Origin of the sequence: Phenylobacterium sp. (genome assembly GCF_030693625.1) — a bacterium.
GTDB lineage: Bacteria > Pseudomonadota > Alphaproteobacteria > Caulobacterales > Caulobacteraceae > Phenylobacterium > Phenylobacterium ferrooxidans.
In genome coordinates, this window is sequence record NZ_JAUYAF010000041.1 from 52,204 (window position 1) to 66,843 (window position 14,640).

Annotated in this window: 16 protein-coding genes, 1 other RNA gene and 1 pseudogene; 9 read left to right on the forward strand and 9 right to left on the reverse strand. The window is 67.8% G+C overall.

The annotated features are described in order from the left end of the window. Positions 1 to 83: 83 nt before the first annotated feature. Positions 84 to 740, reverse strand: a complete 657-nt coding sequence (locus Q8N10_RS09165; RefSeq protein WP_304781833.1) for an HAD family phosphatase — start codon at positions 738 to 740, stop codon at positions 84 to 86. A 49-nt stretch (positions 741 to 789) separates the two neighbouring features. Further along, on the reverse strand, positions 790 to 1,683 hold the full coding sequence (gene serB / locus Q8N10_RS09170) for a phosphoserine phosphatase SerB (protein ID WP_304781830.1): 894 nt from the start codon (positions 1,681 to 1,683) through the stop codon (positions 790 to 792). Between serB and miaA the strand changes: the two genes are divergently transcribed. Both miaA and Q8N10_RS09180 read left to right on the forward strand, forming a co-directional pair. After that, on the forward strand, positions 1,628 to 2,611 hold the full coding sequence (miaA, locus tag Q8N10_RS09175) for a tRNA (adenosine(37)-N6)-dimethylallyltransferase MiaA (protein WP_304781827.1): 984 nt from the start codon (positions 1,628 to 1,630) through the stop codon (positions 2,609 to 2,611). The genes serB and miaA overlap by 56 nt on opposite strands. 171 nt (positions 2,612 to 2,782) lie before the next feature. Then, the gene (locus tag Q8N10_RS09180; protein WP_304781825.1) at positions 2,783 to 4,576 is read left to right on the forward strand and encodes an acetolactate synthase 3 large subunit; all 1,794 of its coding nucleotides are present in this window, start codon (positions 2,783 to 2,785) and stop codon (positions 4,574 to 4,576) included. 41 nt (positions 4,577 to 4,617) lie between these two features. Here the strand turns inward: Q8N10_RS09180 and Q8N10_RS09185 are convergent, their stop codons facing one another. The 4 genes from Q8N10_RS09185 to Q8N10_RS09200 all read right to left on the reverse strand — a co-directional run bounded on the left by Q8N10_RS09185 (position 4,618) and on the right by Q8N10_RS09200 (position 6,818). After that, complete coding sequence (locus Q8N10_RS09185) at positions 4,618 to 5,040, reverse strand: MaoC/PaaZ C-terminal domain-containing protein (RefSeq protein ID WP_304781822.1); 423 nt, start codon at positions 5,038 to 5,040, stop codon at positions 4,618 to 4,620. A gap of 9 nt (positions 5,041 to 5,049) precedes the next feature. Then, entirely contained in the window at positions 5,050 to 5,559 is a 510-nt protein-coding gene (locus Q8N10_RS09190; protein WP_304781820.1) for a MaoC family dehydratase N-terminal domain-containing protein, read from the reverse strand. 91 nt (positions 5,560 to 5,650) lie between these two features. Beyond that, positions 5,651 to 6,268, reverse strand: coding sequence for a CoA pyrophosphatase (locus Q8N10_RS09195; RefSeq protein WP_304781817.1), 618 nt, complete (start codon positions 6,266 to 6,268; stop codon positions 5,651 to 5,653). 28 nt (positions 6,269 to 6,296) lie between these two features. Further along, the gene (locus Q8N10_RS09200) at positions 6,297 to 6,818 is read right to left on the reverse strand and encodes a DUF1993 family protein (protein WP_304781814.1); all 522 of its coding nucleotides are present in this window, start codon (positions 6,816 to 6,818) and stop codon (positions 6,297 to 6,299) included. 145 nt (positions 6,819 to 6,963) lie between these two features. Between Q8N10_RS09200 and ilvN the strand changes: the two genes are divergently transcribed. Then, entirely contained in the window at positions 6,964 to 7,512 is a 549-nt protein-coding gene (gene ilvN / locus Q8N10_RS09205) for an acetolactate synthase small subunit (protein WP_304782589.1), read from the forward strand. Between the two features lie 525 nt (positions 7,513 to 8,037). Continuing rightward, positions 8,038 to 8,730, forward strand: coding sequence for a TetR/AcrR family transcriptional regulator (locus tag Q8N10_RS09210; protein WP_304781811.1), 693 nt, complete (start codon positions 8,038 to 8,040; stop codon positions 8,728 to 8,730). Here the strand turns inward: Q8N10_RS09210 and Q8N10_RS09215 are convergent. Beyond that, a complete protein-coding gene (locus Q8N10_RS09215; RefSeq protein WP_304781807.1) occupies positions 8,727 to 9,305 on the reverse strand; it encodes a septation protein IspZ in 579 nt (192 codons plus the stop codon). The genes Q8N10_RS09210 and Q8N10_RS09215 overlap by 4 nt on opposite strands. A 152-nt stretch (positions 9,306 to 9,457) precedes the next feature. Between Q8N10_RS09215 and ssrA the strand changes: the two genes are divergently transcribed. Next, positions 9,458 to 9,819, forward strand: a transfer-messenger RNA (tmRNA) gene (gene ssrA / locus Q8N10_RS09220). 17 nt (positions 9,820 to 9,836) lie between these two features. Here the strand turns inward: ssrA and Q8N10_RS09225 are convergent. Further along, complete coding sequence (locus Q8N10_RS09225; RefSeq protein ID WP_304781804.1) at positions 9,837 to 10,940, reverse strand: hypothetical protein; 1,104 nt, start codon at positions 10,938 to 10,940, stop codon at positions 9,837 to 9,839. A 9-nt stretch (positions 10,941 to 10,949) separates the two neighbouring features. Beyond that, positions 10,950 to 12,371 carry an MBOAT family protein gene (locus tag Q8N10_RS09230; RefSeq protein WP_304781802.1) on the reverse strand — a complete coding sequence of 474 codons (1,422 nt, stop codon included), beginning with the start codon at positions 12,369 to 12,371 and terminating at the stop codon, positions 10,950 to 10,952. A gap of 117 nt (positions 12,372 to 12,488) precedes the next feature. On the opposite strand from Q8N10_RS09230, the gene Q8N10_RS09235 reads away from it, so the two are divergent. From Q8N10_RS09235 to Q8N10_RS09250, 4 genes and pseudogenes are all read left to right on the forward strand, one after another. Beyond that, complete coding sequence (locus Q8N10_RS09235; protein ID WP_304781799.1) at positions 12,489 to 12,980, forward strand: SspB family protein; 492 nt, start codon at positions 12,489 to 12,491, stop codon at positions 12,978 to 12,980. A gap of 9 nt (positions 12,981 to 12,989) precedes the next feature. Next, entirely contained in the window at positions 12,990 to 13,460 is a 471-nt protein-coding gene (locus tag Q8N10_RS09240) for a PaaI family thioesterase (protein WP_304781796.1), read from the forward strand. Between the two features lies 1 nt (position 13,461). Then, positions 13,462 to 14,313, forward strand: coding sequence for a C13 family peptidase (locus Q8N10_RS09245; protein ID WP_304781793.1), 852 nt, complete (start codon positions 13,462 to 13,464; stop codon positions 14,311 to 14,313). A 131-nt stretch (positions 14,314 to 14,444) separates the two neighbouring features. Then, positions 14,445 to 14,640: pseudogene (locus tag Q8N10_RS09250) on the forward strand (hypothetical protein); the annotation flags it as partial.

The window sequence follows — 14,640 nt, forward strand, 5'->3', positions numbered from 1 at the left end:
CAAGTACGCGCGTCGAGGGGAGAACAACCCCTCATCCGACCGGTCTTCGACCGGCCACCTTCTCCCGCAAGGGGAGAAGGAAACTATCGGAAGAGCCCCCGCACCTCGTGCAGGTCGGCGGCGATGCGGACGCACAGGGCGTGCATCTCCTCGGTGGGGTCCAGCAGGTCGGGGACCATGATGGTCATCATGCCAGCCGCAGATGCCGCACGGACGCCGTTGTGGCTGTCCTCCAGGGCGAGGCAGAATTCCGGATCGATCCCCAGGCGTTCGGCGGCCTTGAGGAAGGGGTCGGGGTTGGGCTTGCCGTTGACGTAGTCGCCGCGGGCCACCACCGCGTGGAAGCGCGGGATGATCCCCGACTTGCCCAGATGCGCCTCCACGGCCCGATGGCTGGACGAGGTGGCGATGGCGCGGGGCAGGTCGAGGGCGTCCAGGATGTCCAGCAGTTCCACGACTCCCGCCTTGAGCGCGATGCCGGCCTCGCAGGCCGCATCCACGTGGATCATGACCCGGGCGTTGAACTCCGCGATCGGGAAGTCGTCGCCGAAGTGGTTGAGCACCTGACGGTCACTCATGGGCCCCGGCAGGCCGATCATGCTCTTGAACAGCGACAGCGGCATGTCGTGACCGTGCTCGGCGGCGGTGGCGAACATGGAGTCGCGGTAGACGACCTCGGTGTCGCAGAGCAGGCCGTCCATGTCGAAGACGACGGCCTTGGGCGTGCGGGGCAATGTCATGCCCTGGCCATAGCGCGGTTGGCGCGGGGTCGCCCAATCAAGCCTGGCGTCAGTCTGTAACGAAGTCGGCCGCTGTGTAGCCCTGGAAGTAGAGCAAGGCGGTGAGGTCGGCGAAGTCCACCTTGGCGTCGGCCTCGGCGGCGACGATGGGCTTGGCGCGGTAGGCGACGCCGAGGCCGGCCGCATTGATCATGGCCAGGTCGTTGGCGCCGTCGCCGACGGCGAGCGCCTCGGCGGGGGTGAAGCCCGCAGCGGCGCTCTCCTCGCGCAGGGCGGCCAGCTTGGCCTCGCGGCCGAGGATGGGGGAGCCGACCTCACCCGTCAGCAGCCCGTTCGCCTCGACCAGGGTGTTGGCGCGGTTGGCCTGGAAACCGGCGGCCTGGGCCACGCGGGAGGTGAAGAAGGTGAAACCGCCGGAGACCAGGAAGGCGCCGGCGCCGTTGGCGGTCATGGTGCGGACCAGGGTGCGGGCGCCGGGGTTCAGCTCCACCCGCTCGTCATAACAGCGCTGCAGGACATCCACCGACAGGCCCTTCAGCATGGCGACGCGTTCGCGCAGGGCGGAGTCGAAGTCCAGCTCGCCGCGCATGGCGCGCTCGGTGATTTCGGAGACCTTGTCCTTCACGCCCGCGAAATCGGCCAGCTCGTCGATGCACTCGCAGCCGATGATGGTGGAGTCCATGTCGGCGATCAGCAGGCGCTTCTTCCGCCCGTTCCAGTGCTGGACGCAGGCGTCGATGGGCAGGCCCTCCAGCGCATTGGCCACGGCGATGCGAACCGGCGCGATGGCGTCGGCCTCCAGCGCCAGGTCGATGGCGCCGGGGCCCAGGACGCGGGGCTCCTTGACGCGGGCGCGGGCGCCTGCGAGCGCTGTGGTGATCGGGCCGATGGCGGCCTGGGCCGCATCTGGCGTGGGACTGACGAGGGTAAGGGCGAGCTGCATGGAGCCCCGCATCTGGCTGATCGCCGGGCCCACCGCAAGCGGCAAGTCGGCCCTGGCGCTGCGCCTGGCCCAGAAGATCGGGGCGGAGATCGTCGGCGCCGACGCCCTGCAGATCTATCGCGACCTGCGCGTGGTGACCGCCCGCCCCTCCCACGAGGAGGAGGCCTGGGTCCCGCATCACCTGGTGGGAACCGTCGACGGCGCCGACGGCTGGTCAGTGGGGACCTGGTCACGGGCGGCGAGCCAGGAGATCGCCGAGATCACCGGGCGCGGACAGGCAGTGGTCGTGGTCGGTGGCACCGGGCTCTATTTCCGCGCCCTCACCCACGGCTTGGCGGAGATCCCGCCGACACCGCCGGAGGTGCGCGACCAGGCCGCCATCGATTACGAGACGATGGGCGAGGTCGCCTTCCGCCGTCGGCTGGCCGAGGCCGATCCCGCCGCCGCGTCGCGGATCAGCCCCGGCGACCGGCAGAGGCTGGTGCGGGCCTGGGAGGTGTTCGCCGCCAGTGGCGTCTCGCTGACCGACTGGCAGGGGAGGACCGACCCTGCCCTCCCCGCCGGAAGCTATTCAGCCGTCGCTTTGGAGCCGGACCGCAAGGCGCTCTACGACCGATGCGACGCTCGGCTGGAGGCGATGATCGCCGCCGGCGCCTTGGAAGAGGTGGCCGAGTTGATGGCCCGGAACCTCGACCCCGCCCTGCCGATCATGAAGGCGGTGGGGGTGCGGGAACTGTCGGCTCAGCTGCGCGGTGAACTGACCCCGGCCCGCGCGTTGGCCGCCGCCCAGCAGGAGACCCGCCGCTACGCCAAGCGTCAGTCCACCTGGCAGCGGGGGCAGATGAGCGACTGGCCGCGCGTCACGGCGAGCGACCCCGACGACCAGTGGAGGCAGTTTCTTGCGCTGAACCCCGGCTTGACGCCCTGACGGGGGCATGGCATCAGCAGGGACCTTCGTTTCTGGAGAATGCTCGTGCGCGAGATTCTTGTACTTGTACGGCGACCTGTCGCGGACTGACGATCACGTCAGTCTGAACAAGGTCGCTTGCACCGGGCCCCCAGAGGGCCTTTTTTATTGCCCCACACCAGGCTCCCCGAAATGACCGCCCACCAGACCACCATCGAAGCCGATATTGAAACCCTGACCGGCGCCGAGATCGTCGTCCGCGCCATGATCGACCAGGGCGTCGAGGTGCTGTTCGGCTATCCGGGCGGCGCGGTGCTGCCGATCTACGACGCCCTGTTCGAGGAGACGCGCCTGCAGCACGTGCTGGTGCGCCACGAGCAGGGGGCGACCCACGCCGCCGAGGGCTATGCGCGCTCCACCGGCAAGTGCGGCGTGGTCCTGGTCACGTCCGGCCCCGGCGCCACCAATGCGGTCACTGGCATCGTCGACGCCCTGATGGACTCCATCCCGATGGTGGTCATCACCGGCCAGGTCGCCACCCACCTGATCGGCACCGACGCCTTCCAGGAGTGCGACACGGTCGGCATCACGCGGTCGATCACCAAGCAGAACTACCTGGTGAAGTCGGTCGAAGAGCTGCCGCGCATCATGCACGAGGCTTTCCACATCGCGACCTCAGGCCGTCCGGGCCCGGTGGTCATCGACATCCCCAAGGACGTGCAGTTCTCCCGCGGCGCCTATCAGGGCCCCAAGGCGGTGAAGCACAATCACGAGTACAGCCCGCGCACCAAGGGCGACGTGAACAAGGTGGCCGAGGCCGCGGCCCTGATCGCCGGGGCGCGCAAGCCGATCCTCTATACCGGCGGCGGCGTCATCAATGCGGGCCCCAAGGCCTCCCAGCTGCTGCGCGACTTCGCCAAGCTGACCGGCGCGCCGGTGACCTCGACCCTGATGGGCCTGGGCGCCTTCCCGGCGTCTGATCCCCAGTGGCTGGGGATGCTGGGCATGCATGGGGCCTATGAGGCCAACCACGCCATGCACGACTGCGACGTCATGGTCTGCATCGGCGCCCGCTTCGACGACCGGGTCACCGGCCGGCTGGACGCCTTCTCGCCGGGGTCGAAGAAGATTCACATCGACATCGACCCGTCCTCGATCTCCAAGAACGTCAAGGCCGACATCGGCATCGTCGGGGACGCAGGCTCGGTGCTCGAAGACCTGATCGCCGTCTGGAAGAGCCGCAACCTGTCCACCGACAAGAGCGCCCTGAAGACCTGGTGGAGCGAGATCGACGCCTGGCGCGGTCGCAAGGGCTTCGCCTATGCCCCGGACTCAAAGCTGATCAAGCCGCAGTACGCCGTCGAGCGGTTGTATGAACTGACCAAGGACCGCGACACCTACATCACCACCGAGGTCGGCCAGCACCAGATGTGGGCGGCCCAGTACTATCACTTCGAGCAGCCCAACCGCTGGATGACGTCCGGCGGCCTGGGCACCATGGGCTACGGCCTGCCGGCCGCCGTGGGCGTGCAGATGGCGCACCCCGACGCCCTGGTCATCGACATCGCCGGCGACGCCAGCGTGCAGATGACCATGCAGGAGATCGCCACGGCCATTCAGTACGACCTGCCTATCAAGATCTTCATTCTGAACAACGAGTGGATGGGCATGGTCCGCCAGTGGCAGCAGCTGCTGCACGGGGAGCGCTACAGCCACTCCTATTCGGCCAGCCTGCCCGACTTCGTGAAGATGGCCGAGGCCTTCGGCGGGGTCGGCATCCGGGCGGAAACGCCCGACGAACTGGACGACAAGATCCTGGAGATGATCTCGGTGCGCAAACCCGTGCTGTTCGACTGCCGGGTGACCAAGGAAGAGAACTGCTTCCCGATGATCCCGTCCGGCAAGGCCCACAACGAGATGATCCTGGCCGACGACGGCCGCGACCTGGGCGGCGTCATCGACGACGCCGGCAAGCGGCTGGTCTAGGAATTCGGCGGAGGCCGGTAAGCCCGCCTCCGCCATTTCGTTTAGTCGTCGAGGCGGGCCTCGGCGTAGCCGCTGAGCACCTCAACGCCGGCCTGGTTGGTCGTCTTGACGTCGAACTCGGCGATCTTGGCGCCGTCCTTTTCGGTGATCGCCTTGAGCGTGGCGGTCGCCTCCAGGGTGTCGCCGGGCCAGACCTGGCTGGTGAAACGCACGCCGTACTTGGTCAGGCGGGCGTCGCCGACATAGTCGGTGAGCATCTTGCCGGTCATGCCCATGGTCAGCATGCCGTGGGCGAAGACCGACGGGTAGCCGGCCACCTGGGTGGTGAAGATTTCGTCGGTGTGCAGCGGGTTGTAGTCGCCGGACGCGCCCGCGTACTGGACGATCTGGGTCCGCTTCAGGTCTTCCACCAGACGGGCGGTGTGGGCGTCGCCCACCTTCAATGATTTCGCGCTGAGCGCCATGGGAGCCTCCTAGGCTTTCTCTGCGGGTTGCTCGACAGGACGTTCGGTGCGGACACCGACGCCGCGGGCGGTGATCACCAGTTCGCCCTTCTGGTCGCGGTACTCGGTGACGCTCTCGGAGAAGACCAGCTTGCCCGAGCGCTTGCCTTCCTTCTCCCAGGTCTTGCCGGGCGTCGTGGTGGCGGTGAGCACGTCGCCGGCCTTTAGCGGGCGATGATATTCGAAGTGCTGTTCGGCATGCAGGCCGCCGCCTCCACCGCCGCCACCGCCACCCGGTGCGCGGGTGATGCCGGTGGCGTTCTTGCCCGAGCCGAACCAGGGCTGGCCGATCTTGGGCCGCAGGCCGTAGTCGGGATCAAACTGGGCGCTGGCCTGGGCGAAGGTGGGCGGAGCGATGATGCCGCCAGCCTCCGTGGTCTTGGCGTAGTCGGCGTCGGAATAGACGCGGTTATCGTCGCCCACCGATCGGGCGAACATGAGGATGTGCCCCGCTTCCACGGGGAATGTCTTGGTGGCCAATTGGCGCTCCCTCTCCTGTGCGGTCATTGCCGCGTGTCTCGTCCCGGCGGACCGGGGCGGTGAAATCCTATACCGGCATCGTCCCGGCGAGCTAGCGCGCCGTCCATTCCGGCTGGCCGATCATGCTAACCCGGATGAGACGGCCATGCAGGGCCACCTCCCGGAACTGGTAGAGCCAGGCGGCGGTGGGCGGGTTGATCCAGTTGTCGTCGGCGAACATCCGCAGGATCGGCTCGCCGCCGTCGGGGTGATCCTCGCTCATCGGCGAGTCGGGATGGTTCAGGCGCTCGACGGGCTCGAACCAGGCGCGGTCCACCTCGGTGGGGTCGGGGTTCAGGCTGAGGGTCTCGTCGGTCCAGAACACCACCGGGGTTACGATATGGCCGCCCAGGGTGAGGAAGTCGTCCAGCAGGCCAAGCGCCTCCTGCGGGGTGATGGCGACGCCGAGTTCTTCGGAGGTCTCACGGATCGCGGCGGTGACGGCGTCTTCCCCCGGCTCCAGATTGCCCCCCGGCAAGGCGTAGTTGCCGGCGCCCCGGCGCATGGTGAGCGCCCGGCGGGTCAGCAGATAGGTGAGTTCGCCGTCCTTCGTGGACAGCACGATGGCCACGGCCGCGCGCCGGCGCCCGGTCGGATCCAGGGCGCGGCGCGGAAAGGCCGCGAGGTTGGCGGCGATGGCGTCCCGGTCTGCATGCATGTCGCCAAGCATGCCGACCTGGGCCGCCAGGGCAAGGCGCTTACGCCTTCAAACGCATCGGGCCCATGAAGTCGCGCTTGCCGAGCGGCACGCCCTGCATGCGCAGGATGTCGTAGGCGGTGGTGGCGTGAAAATGCAGGTTGGGCAGGGAGAAGGACATCAGGAAGGTCTCGGCGGTGAAGCCCAGCCGCAGCGAACCCATCACGAAGGCCATGTCCTGGCCCTCGAAGCCGTTGACCTCGGCGGGGTCCAGGGCCTTCAGCGAGGCGATGGCGTCGGCCACCAGCTTCTGCAGATCAGCGTAGCTGAGCGGCGGGGTCGCGCCCCCGGGCGAGAAGGTCCCTGCCCGCACGCCGTCGATGGCGTCGATGGAGTGGTGCGCCACCGAGGAGATCTGGAACCAGAAGGGCAGCATGTCGGGGAACAGGCGGATGTCGACGATCGAGTCGGGGTCGACATTGTTGTCGGTGAAGTGAGACAGGCCCCGGTCCAGGAAACCCGAGACGCCGCCCAAGGACTGCAGGAATGAGCCGACGCTGACGTCGTAGAGTGAAATCGCCATGGCCTGAGGCCTCCCGTGTTTTGTGGTTATGCCTGTTCTCCGCCATCGCCCCCGGGGAAGGCCAGTGATTTTCGGGCATTCCCATCCCTTGCCCGCCGGACGCGCTTGTGACACCTCCGTGCCGACGCTTTCGTACGAGATCCGCATGTCCGACACCCAGCCCGCCTCCGTCTATGACCTGACCCCTTCGGAAGAGTCCGAGAGCCTGGCGACCTTCGCCATCCTGGTGGACAATGAGCCGGGGGTTCTGCACCGGCTGGTGGGGCTGTTCGCGGCGCGGGGCTACAATATCGAGAGCCTGACGGTGGCCGAGACCGACCGCCGCGCGCACACCTCGCGCGTCACCATCGTCACCCGGGGCACCCCGCATGTGCTGATGCAGATCGAGGCCCAGCTCGAGAAGATGGTGGCCACGCGCCACGTGCAGGACATCACCCGAGATCCCAACGGCCTGGAACGCGAACTGGCCCTGGTGAAGGTGAAGGGATCGGGCGGCGACCGGGTCGAGGCCCTGCGCATCGCCGATATCTTCCGCGCCAAGGTCCTGGACACCACCATCGACAGCTTCATCTTCGAACTGACCGGCGCCTCGTCGAAGATCGACAAGTTTGTCGACCTGATGCGGCCACTGGGCCTGGTGGAGCTGTCGCGGACCGGGGTGCTCTCGATCACCCGCGGGGCCGAGGTTTTCTAGAACTTCGATTCAGACACGCAAGCTCGCGAAAAACAGACCGCTTGGACGGTTTGTTTGTTGACGCCGCGTCCGCGCGGGTGTCTCTTCCTCCCAACGACGAGGCTGATCGGCGCGGGTCCCAACCGGGGCGTGAACCAGAACCGGCCCGACGGGGATTTGGAAACAACAGGCGATCCATTCATCGCCAGCCTGCTTTTAGTTGATTGATTTATTTTGCAATTTTGCGTCCCAGCCCAATTTCTGGGTCAGGTCGCGTGAGTCGTTTTCACTTGGACGAATTTGACATTCAGACGGCCGGGCGCCGGCGGCTCTTCCAGGATGCCGCGGGCGCCATGGCTCACCTTCGGCGCCGGCGTCCGTGCGGTTTCGCATGGGCGCCGCGCTCCGATATCGGGCGCGGGAATTCACAGATCACAGAGGTCCTCCCAAGCGGTCGCAAAGATCGTCTGGGCACTGGCACCGGCGCGCGAGACGCGTCGGCGCCCCTTTTCTTCACCTTGCCACCCGTGGCGGAACAGCCGCAGGATGCCGCAGGGTTGGGAGGCCACTGATATGGGCGGCAAGGGCGACACTGTCCCCGAGGCGCGGCGCAGCCAGGCGGAGCGCACAGCCAGCATGCGCGCCCGGCTGATCGACGCCGCCGTCGACTGCCTGAACCGGCTGGGCTACTCAGCAACCACGCTTTCGACCATCGCCGAGGCCGCGGGCGTCAGCCGCGGCGGCATGCTGCACCAGTTCCCGTCCAAGGTGGACCTGATGCTGGCGGTGGTGGCCTACGCCTCGGGCGCCGACGAGCGGTCGCACCAGCCCCCGGCCCTCAACGACGACGACGACAAGCTGGCCTTCTTCATGTCGCGGACCGAGACGACCTGGACGGTCCTGATCCAGGAGCCGGCCATGGCCAAGCTCGAGATCATGATGGCCGCGCGCTCCGACAAGGTGCTGGCCGCCAAGCTGCCCGACATGTTCAACAGCATCGAACAGAACCGCCGCCAGCGGATGTGGGAGCTGGCCCAGGAGATCGGCATCGAGGACCGCGAGGCTGTCGACGCCATGGTCGGCCTGCACATGGCGGCCATGCGCGGCCTGGCCATGGAGCTGCTGGTGACCGGCGACCGCGACCAGGTGGAGCGGTCCTTCGGCCTGTTGAAGTCCTACAAGGACAGCCTGATCGCCGGCCTGATCGCCAAGGCCAAGGAAGCCCGCGCCAGCGCCTAGGCCACGGCCCCTTCCGGAACTTCCCGCGCCGCGATGATCCGCCGGCGCACGACCGTCCGCATGGTCAGGTACTGGACGGCGAACAGCGCGACCTTCGAGGCCGTGGGGAAGATGGCCATGAAGACGACCCAGTGGGCGGTGAAGGCCACGGCCACCACCGCGTTGGCGACCCCGCTGACGAACATCAGCCCGGCCCAGACATAGCCGAACACCACCATGACATCCTCGCCATGACCCGCCGCGATGGGCGGCAGGTAGCGCAGCATCCAGCCGCGCTGGAGCATGAAGGCGCCCACCAGAAGGTAGATGATGGTGGGCTTGACCATCAGGAAGCGCATGTCGTGGGTCAGCAGGCTGGCCGTGCCGAACACCAGGACAAGGGCGAGGCCCAACCACTGCAACGGCGCGACGGGGCGGTTGATGACCTTGAGGATGGCCACCTGCGCCACGCCGATGGCGATGGCGACGCCGGCGGCGATGGCCGCATCGACCTTGAGGGCCACCAGGACCAGAAAGACGATGGTCGCCAGGAAATCCAGGACGAGGGGTCGGGCGGCGTAGATCAGGGGGTGCATGGGAAGCCTAAGGGGGTGCGAAACGTGATCGCGCAAGGCTAGGGGATGAGGCCGATCTCTCCCTAACCCGCTCGCGCACAATCGGTGGCCGTCCACGCACCCGCTCGCCCATTCACACCTCGTGGACGGCAAGATGGGTGTTTTTTCCATCGGTTCTTCAAATCGGAACCCAGCACGCCTATATGTGCAGGGTCGGGTTTCGGCCCGACTATGAGGATAAACGCGCACGTAATAAGCGGACTGGACCCGGGTGCGATTCCCGGCGGCTCCACCAATCTTCCCCCGGTTATCGCGGGCAAGTGCGGGGCCGATCAGCATCGACAGACGTCTAAAGGTGTTGCTTTCTTCCGGCTTGGCCCACCGTTTCGGGCCTTTATCTAAATGCGAACGATAACTTCGCTGAAGAAGTCCGTTTGGCCGCGTAAGCGACCCGATAGATTTCGACCTAAACTCCTAGCGTCTTAGCAGCGCTAGGCGGGGCCCGGAGGGCGCCTTGCAACAGAAGCCCTCCACCTTTCTTTCCTCCCCACATCAGTTGAAATGCGCGGGCCTTGCGCCATCGCAGACGGCTTCGCGCGCGGCGGGCAGGAAGAGCACGTAATCCGGCTTCACCCATGCCACCACCCGCCAGTCAAAGGCGCAGCGGTCCTCGTGCACCCAGGCGACCTTGCCCACGAAGGGCGCGAAATAGGGCGGCAGCGGATCGGCGGTGAAACTGTCGCCGACGATCAGCACTGTGGGACCGGGTTGTCGCATATCGACCATGAAGGGCTGGACTGATCGGCCCGCGATCCCCGGGATTGGCGCGCGCGCATAACCGGGGTTCAGGCCGGTGATGTTGTGAATCTCCACCTGCTCAAAAGCCGGCGGCTGACCGGCGAGACGAGGCAGGTCGCCGTTGTCCAAGGCTATGGTGGCCCAGGGAAGCGCCTTGGGATCGATACCCCACTCCGGCCGACCCATCGCGGGCACGATCTCATTGTAGGCGAGCAGAGAACCGCGCAGGGCCCAATGGCTGTCGAGCTTCCGGTAGACAAGCTGCCCGGCGGCGCGGGCCCCGCGCAGGCTAGGGCGCAGATCGACAGCCTTGACGCCGCATTGGCTCAGGCCGCTCAGGATCAGGTCATACTCGGTGGGAGACTTGGCGGGCCCGGCCCAGTCGGGCGCCAGGTCGGGCATGATCTCCGCCGGCGACGGGGCGAGGCTGGCGACCACGTTCACGCCAGGCAGCCTGGCCTTGGCTTCGCAGACGAAGGCGGCGTAGTCGGCGGCGCGGGCTGGGTCGACCTCCTGGCCGGTGGAGCGCAGCAGGCCGTCCACCAGGAACATCTGCCCTTGCCGGCCAGTGACCGCGGTCGCGGCCGCGCCCTCCCCGCCCAGCCCCCGCTGCAGCTCCGCCGCCGTCTGCATCAGGGGATCGCGGAAGCCGAAATGGTCGGCGAGCCAGGCATCGATCGCGCGCGGCAGCTTGCGCCATTCGCCGGGCGTGGTCGGCAGGGTCGGCGCGGGCGCCAGGCGGCGGTTCTCCTCCAGGGACACGGTCTTGAACGGCACGAAGGGCATGGCGATCACGGGCGCGACCAGGACGGCCAAGACCGCCAGGATCAGGGGGCGGCGGGGGCGGGTCATCAGCATGGCGCGCCCCTAGAACCGGAAATACAGGAAGGGGCTGTAGGCGCCCCAGGCGACCTTCAGCAGGCAGAGCGCCAGCAGCAGGGCGACGCCCGCGGTGTCGACCCAGGCGAGGCCGCGAACCTTTCGCAGGACCTTGGGCAGGCCAAACACCGCCAGCAGGCCCGCCAGGGGGACCAGCCACAGGTGCAGGGGCTGGAGCGCGGCATGGGTCTGGGCCTGGAGGCCGCCCAATCCCCGTAGACCCGCCATGCCGGTCCACAGATCAAGGACCCGGCTCATGTCGGCGGCCCGGAACAGCACCCAGCCCAGGGTCACGGCGGCGAGCGCATAGGCCCAGCCGACCGGGCGCGGCAGGCGCGCCAGCAGGCGACCGAGCCCTGCCCGCTCCAGCACCAGGAACAGGCCATGCCAGGCGCCCCACAGCAGGAAGGTCCAGGCCGCTCCGTGCCAGAGGCCGCACAGCAGGAAGACCACGATCAGGTTGCGCCAGGTCTTCCAGGCGGGGCCGCGATTGCCGCCCAGCGGGATGTAGAGATAGTCCCGGAACCAGGTGGACAGGCTGATGTGCCAGCGGCGCCAGAACTCGGTGATCGAGGCCGAGGCGTAGGGGGTGCGGAAGTTGCGCGGCAGGGAGAAGCCGAAGATCACCGCCAGGCCGATGGCCATGGTCGAATAGGCGGCGAAGTCGAAATAGATCTGCAGGGCGTAGGCGCCCGCCCCCAGCCAGGCCTCGAGAAGGCCGGGAGCCCTGGCATGGTCGAACACCGCGTCGGCCAGGGGGGCGATGGGGTCGGCGATCAGCAGCTTCTGCGCCAGGCCGATGATGAACAGCCGGATGCCCGCCGAGGCGCGACCCAGGCTGTGGCGGCGATGGGCCAGCCGCTTGGCGATGGTCTTGTAGCGGACGATGGGCCCGGCGATCAGCTGGGGGAACAGGGCGATGTAGAGCGCCACCTGGGTGACGTCGCGGTTGGCCGGAAAGCGCCGGCGATAGGTGTCGATCAGGTAGGAGAGGCAGTGGAAGGTGAAGAAGGAAATCCCCAGCGGCAGGGGAATCTGCGGATCGGGCAGGCCCAGGCTGACGGCGATCAGGCCCGCATATTTGAAGACGGTCAGGGCGCCGAGGTTGATGGCCACCGCCAGCGCCAGGGCGCCCTTGCGGGCCGCGCCCTCGCGGGCGTCGATGGCCAGGGCGGCGGCGTAGTTCGCCAGGGTCATGGCCGCCATCAGCACCACGAAGACCGGCTCGCCCCAGGCGTAGAACACCAGGGAGGCCGCCAGCAGGACGGCGTTCTTCAGCGCGATTGACGGACTGGCGAAATAGGCCGCCAGGCACAGGGGCAGGAAGACGAACAGGAAGGTCGGCGAAGCAAACAGCATGGTCTTGGACGGCGGCCCCCGGTCGAATTCCGCAATAGGCGCATCCGCCATGTCCGCCAAGCGCGTGGCGCCAAGGCCGCAGCCTGCGTTTTGACTCGCCTGCCGCCTTGCGCGCACGCCCGGAGGCGTTACCCTTTGGCAACTCGCCTATCGCCTCTCGGAGACACCATGGCTCAGGACCCGCCGGCCCAAGACCAGATGCACTACGAGGCGATGGCTCAGGAAGCGCTGCGTGGTGTGGTCAAGGCCGCCCTGAAGCGCGCCGCGGCGCCCGACGGTCTGCCCGGGGCGCACCATTTCTACATCACCTTCAAGAGCGAGGCGCCCGGCGTCTCCGGTCCGGCCGACCTGCTGGGCAAGTACCCGGACGAGATGACCATCGTCCTGCAGCACCAGTACTGGGACCTGGCGCCCGGAGAGACCTTCTTCTCGGTCACCCTGAAGTTCGGCGGCCAGCCCAAGCGGCTCTCGGTCCCCTATGCGGCGGTGACCCGGTTCTACGACCCCAGCGTCCAGTTCCTGCTGTCGTTCGAGACCGCCCCGGCGGCCGGCGAGGCCCCGGCCGCCGTGGCCGACAAGCCCGCGCCCGCCGCGGACGCCGCCGATGCCGACCCGGAGGCGGCCAACGTCGTCTCCCTGGACCAATTCCGCAAGAAGTGAGCCCCGACCATGACCGACGTCGCAGCCCCGGAGCCCGAGGCCCTGACCGACGAGGCGATCCTGGCGCGCTTCCTGCGCTCCAAGAACCAGCCCACCGGATCCCAGACCCTGGGCTTCCGCATGGTGGCGGTCAGTCAGGCTGAGAAGTCCGTTGAGGTGGCCTTCGAGGCCAGGGCCGAGCTGCTGCTCAATCCGATGAAGCAGATTCAGGGCGGCTATCTCTGCGCCATGCTGGACGAGGCGATGTCGACGGCCTGCATGGTGGCTTCCGGCATGACCCATGTGGCGCCCACCGCCGAGATGAAGACCACCTTCTACCGCCCGGCGATGCCCGGGACCCTGAAGGGCATCGGCCGGGTGGCCAAATGGGGGCGGACCATCGCCTTCACCGAGGGTGAACTCTACGACGCCGACGGCCGGCTGGTGGCCAAGGCCACGGGCACGGCGGTTCCCACCCCCTTCCAATCCTACAAGAAGTAGCATGGGCCTGCGCCGCGGTTTCCTCGGCGTCCTGACAGTCCTGCTGCTCGGCTGGACGGCCCCGGCGTTCGCTGCCGAGGGACCTTTCTCCGACTGGGCCGCCATCGTGGTGGCTGGCGACTGGCACGCGAGTTCCGGCCGCCCCTCCGAGGCCTTCGACAACGCGCGGCGTGATGTCGCTCAGGAACTGGAGCGGATCGGATTCCAGAAGGCCAACCTGCGGCAGTTCTCCGTCCGGCCTGAGCGCTACAGGGATGTGAAGCCCGGGAAATCCAGTCCCAAGGCCATCTACGAGGCCCTGACCGATGTGGCGCCGCGGGCAGGCGGCGGCTGCCTGTTCTATCTGTCCTCGCACGGCGCCCCTCAGGGGGTGCTGGTGGACCGGGACCTCCTGGCGCCGCGTCTGCTGGCGGCGATCCTGGATCGAACCTGCGGCCAGCGGCCCACTGTGGTGGTGATCTCGGCCTGCTTCTCCGGCGTCTTCATCCCCGAACTGGCCCAGCCCAACCGCATGATCCTGACGGCGGCGCGGCCCGACCGCACGTCGTTCGGCTGCGGGGAGTCCAACAAGTATCCGTTCTTCGATGAGTGCTTCCTGCAGTCGAGCCCGGGCGCCCGCGACTTCCCCAGCCTCGCCAAGCAGGTCCTGGCCTGCGTCTCGGCGCGCGAAAAGAAGGAGGGCATGACTCCGCCCTCCGAACCCCAGGTCTGGATCGGGCCGCAGCTGCGTCCGATGCTGCCCCTGTACACCTTCCCGCAAGCCCCTCCGGCTCGAGCCTTCCAGGATCCGAGGAAATCGGACCCTGTTCACCAAGGCCCTCACTCGCAGCCGTCAGGCGCGTCAGCCGGATAGACCTCCCGCCGCCTAACCCCGACACTCTCGGCGGGCAACTTGCCTTAAGGGCGAGGGCCGGGTTGAAGACCGCGCTGGCGTCTCTACAAGGGGGGCTTGCGCCAGCCCTTTACCCGAAGCCGATCCAATCGATGAATTCCGTCGCCAAAGCCGCCTTCGCCGCGCTCCTCCTCCTGGCCGCACCGGCCATCGCCCAGGACGCCGCCGCGCCCCCCGCGACCTCCGCGACCCCCACCGCCGCTAACCCGCAGGGACCTGTGCCCTATGAGACCCTGCGTCGTCCGGACCGGCCCGCGGCCCGCAGCGTGGCGCGCCCGGCCGCCGCCG

Coding starts and splice junctions, on each gene's coding strand:
- Q8N10_RS09200 (WP_304781814.1), bottom strand. CDS start 6,818: ATGGCGATTTCACTCTACGACGTCAGCGTCGGCTCATTCCTGCAGTCC.
- Q8N10_RS09240 (WP_304781796.1), top strand. CDS start 12,990: ATGACCGACGTCGCAGCCCCGGAGCCCGAGGCCCTGACCGACGAGGCG.
- Q8N10_RS09180 (WP_304781825.1), top strand. CDS start 2,783: ATGACCGCCCACCAGACCACCATCGAAGCCGATATTGAAACCCTGACC.
- Q8N10_RS09245 (WP_304781793.1), top strand. CDS start 13,462: ATGGGCCTGCGCCGCGGTTTCCTCGGCGTCCTGACAGTCCTGCTGCTC.
- Q8N10_RS09195 (WP_304781817.1), bottom strand. CDS start 6,268: ATGCTTGGCGACATGCATGCAGACCGGGACGCCATCGCCGCCAACCTC.
- Q8N10_RS09235 (WP_304781799.1), top strand. CDS start 12,489: ATGGCTCAGGACCCGCCGGCCCAAGACCAGATGCACTACGAGGCGATG.
- serB (WP_304781830.1), bottom strand. CDS start 1,683: ATGCAGCTCGCCCTTACCCTCGTCAGTCCCACGCCAGATGCGGCCCAG.
- Q8N10_RS09215 (WP_304781807.1), bottom strand. CDS start 9,305: ATGCACCCCCTGATCTACGCCGCCCGACCCCTCGTCCTGGATTTCCTG.
- Q8N10_RS09185 (WP_304781822.1), bottom strand. CDS start 5,040: ATGGCGCTCAGCGCGAAATCATTGAAGGTGGGCGACGCCCACACCGCC.
- ilvN (WP_304782589.1), top strand. CDS start 6,964: ATGTCCGACACCCAGCCCGCCTCCGTCTATGACCTGACCCCTTCGGAA.
- Q8N10_RS09210 (WP_304781811.1), top strand. CDS start 8,038: ATGCCGCAGGGTTGGGAGGCCACTGATATGGGCGGCAAGGGCGACACT.
- miaA (WP_304781827.1), top strand. CDS start 1,628: ATGGCGGCCTGGGCCGCATCTGGCGTGGGACTGACGAGGGTAAGGGCG.
- Q8N10_RS09230 (WP_304781802.1), bottom strand. CDS start 12,371: ATGGCGGATGCGCCTATTGCGGAATTCGACCGGGGGCCGCCGTCCAAG.
- Q8N10_RS09165 (WP_304781833.1), bottom strand. CDS start 740: ATGACATTGCCCCGCACGCCCAAGGCCGTCGTCTTCGACATGGACGGC.
- Q8N10_RS09225 (WP_304781804.1), bottom strand. CDS start 10,940: ATGCTGATGACCCGCCCCCGCCGCCCCCTGATCCTGGCGGTCTTGGCC.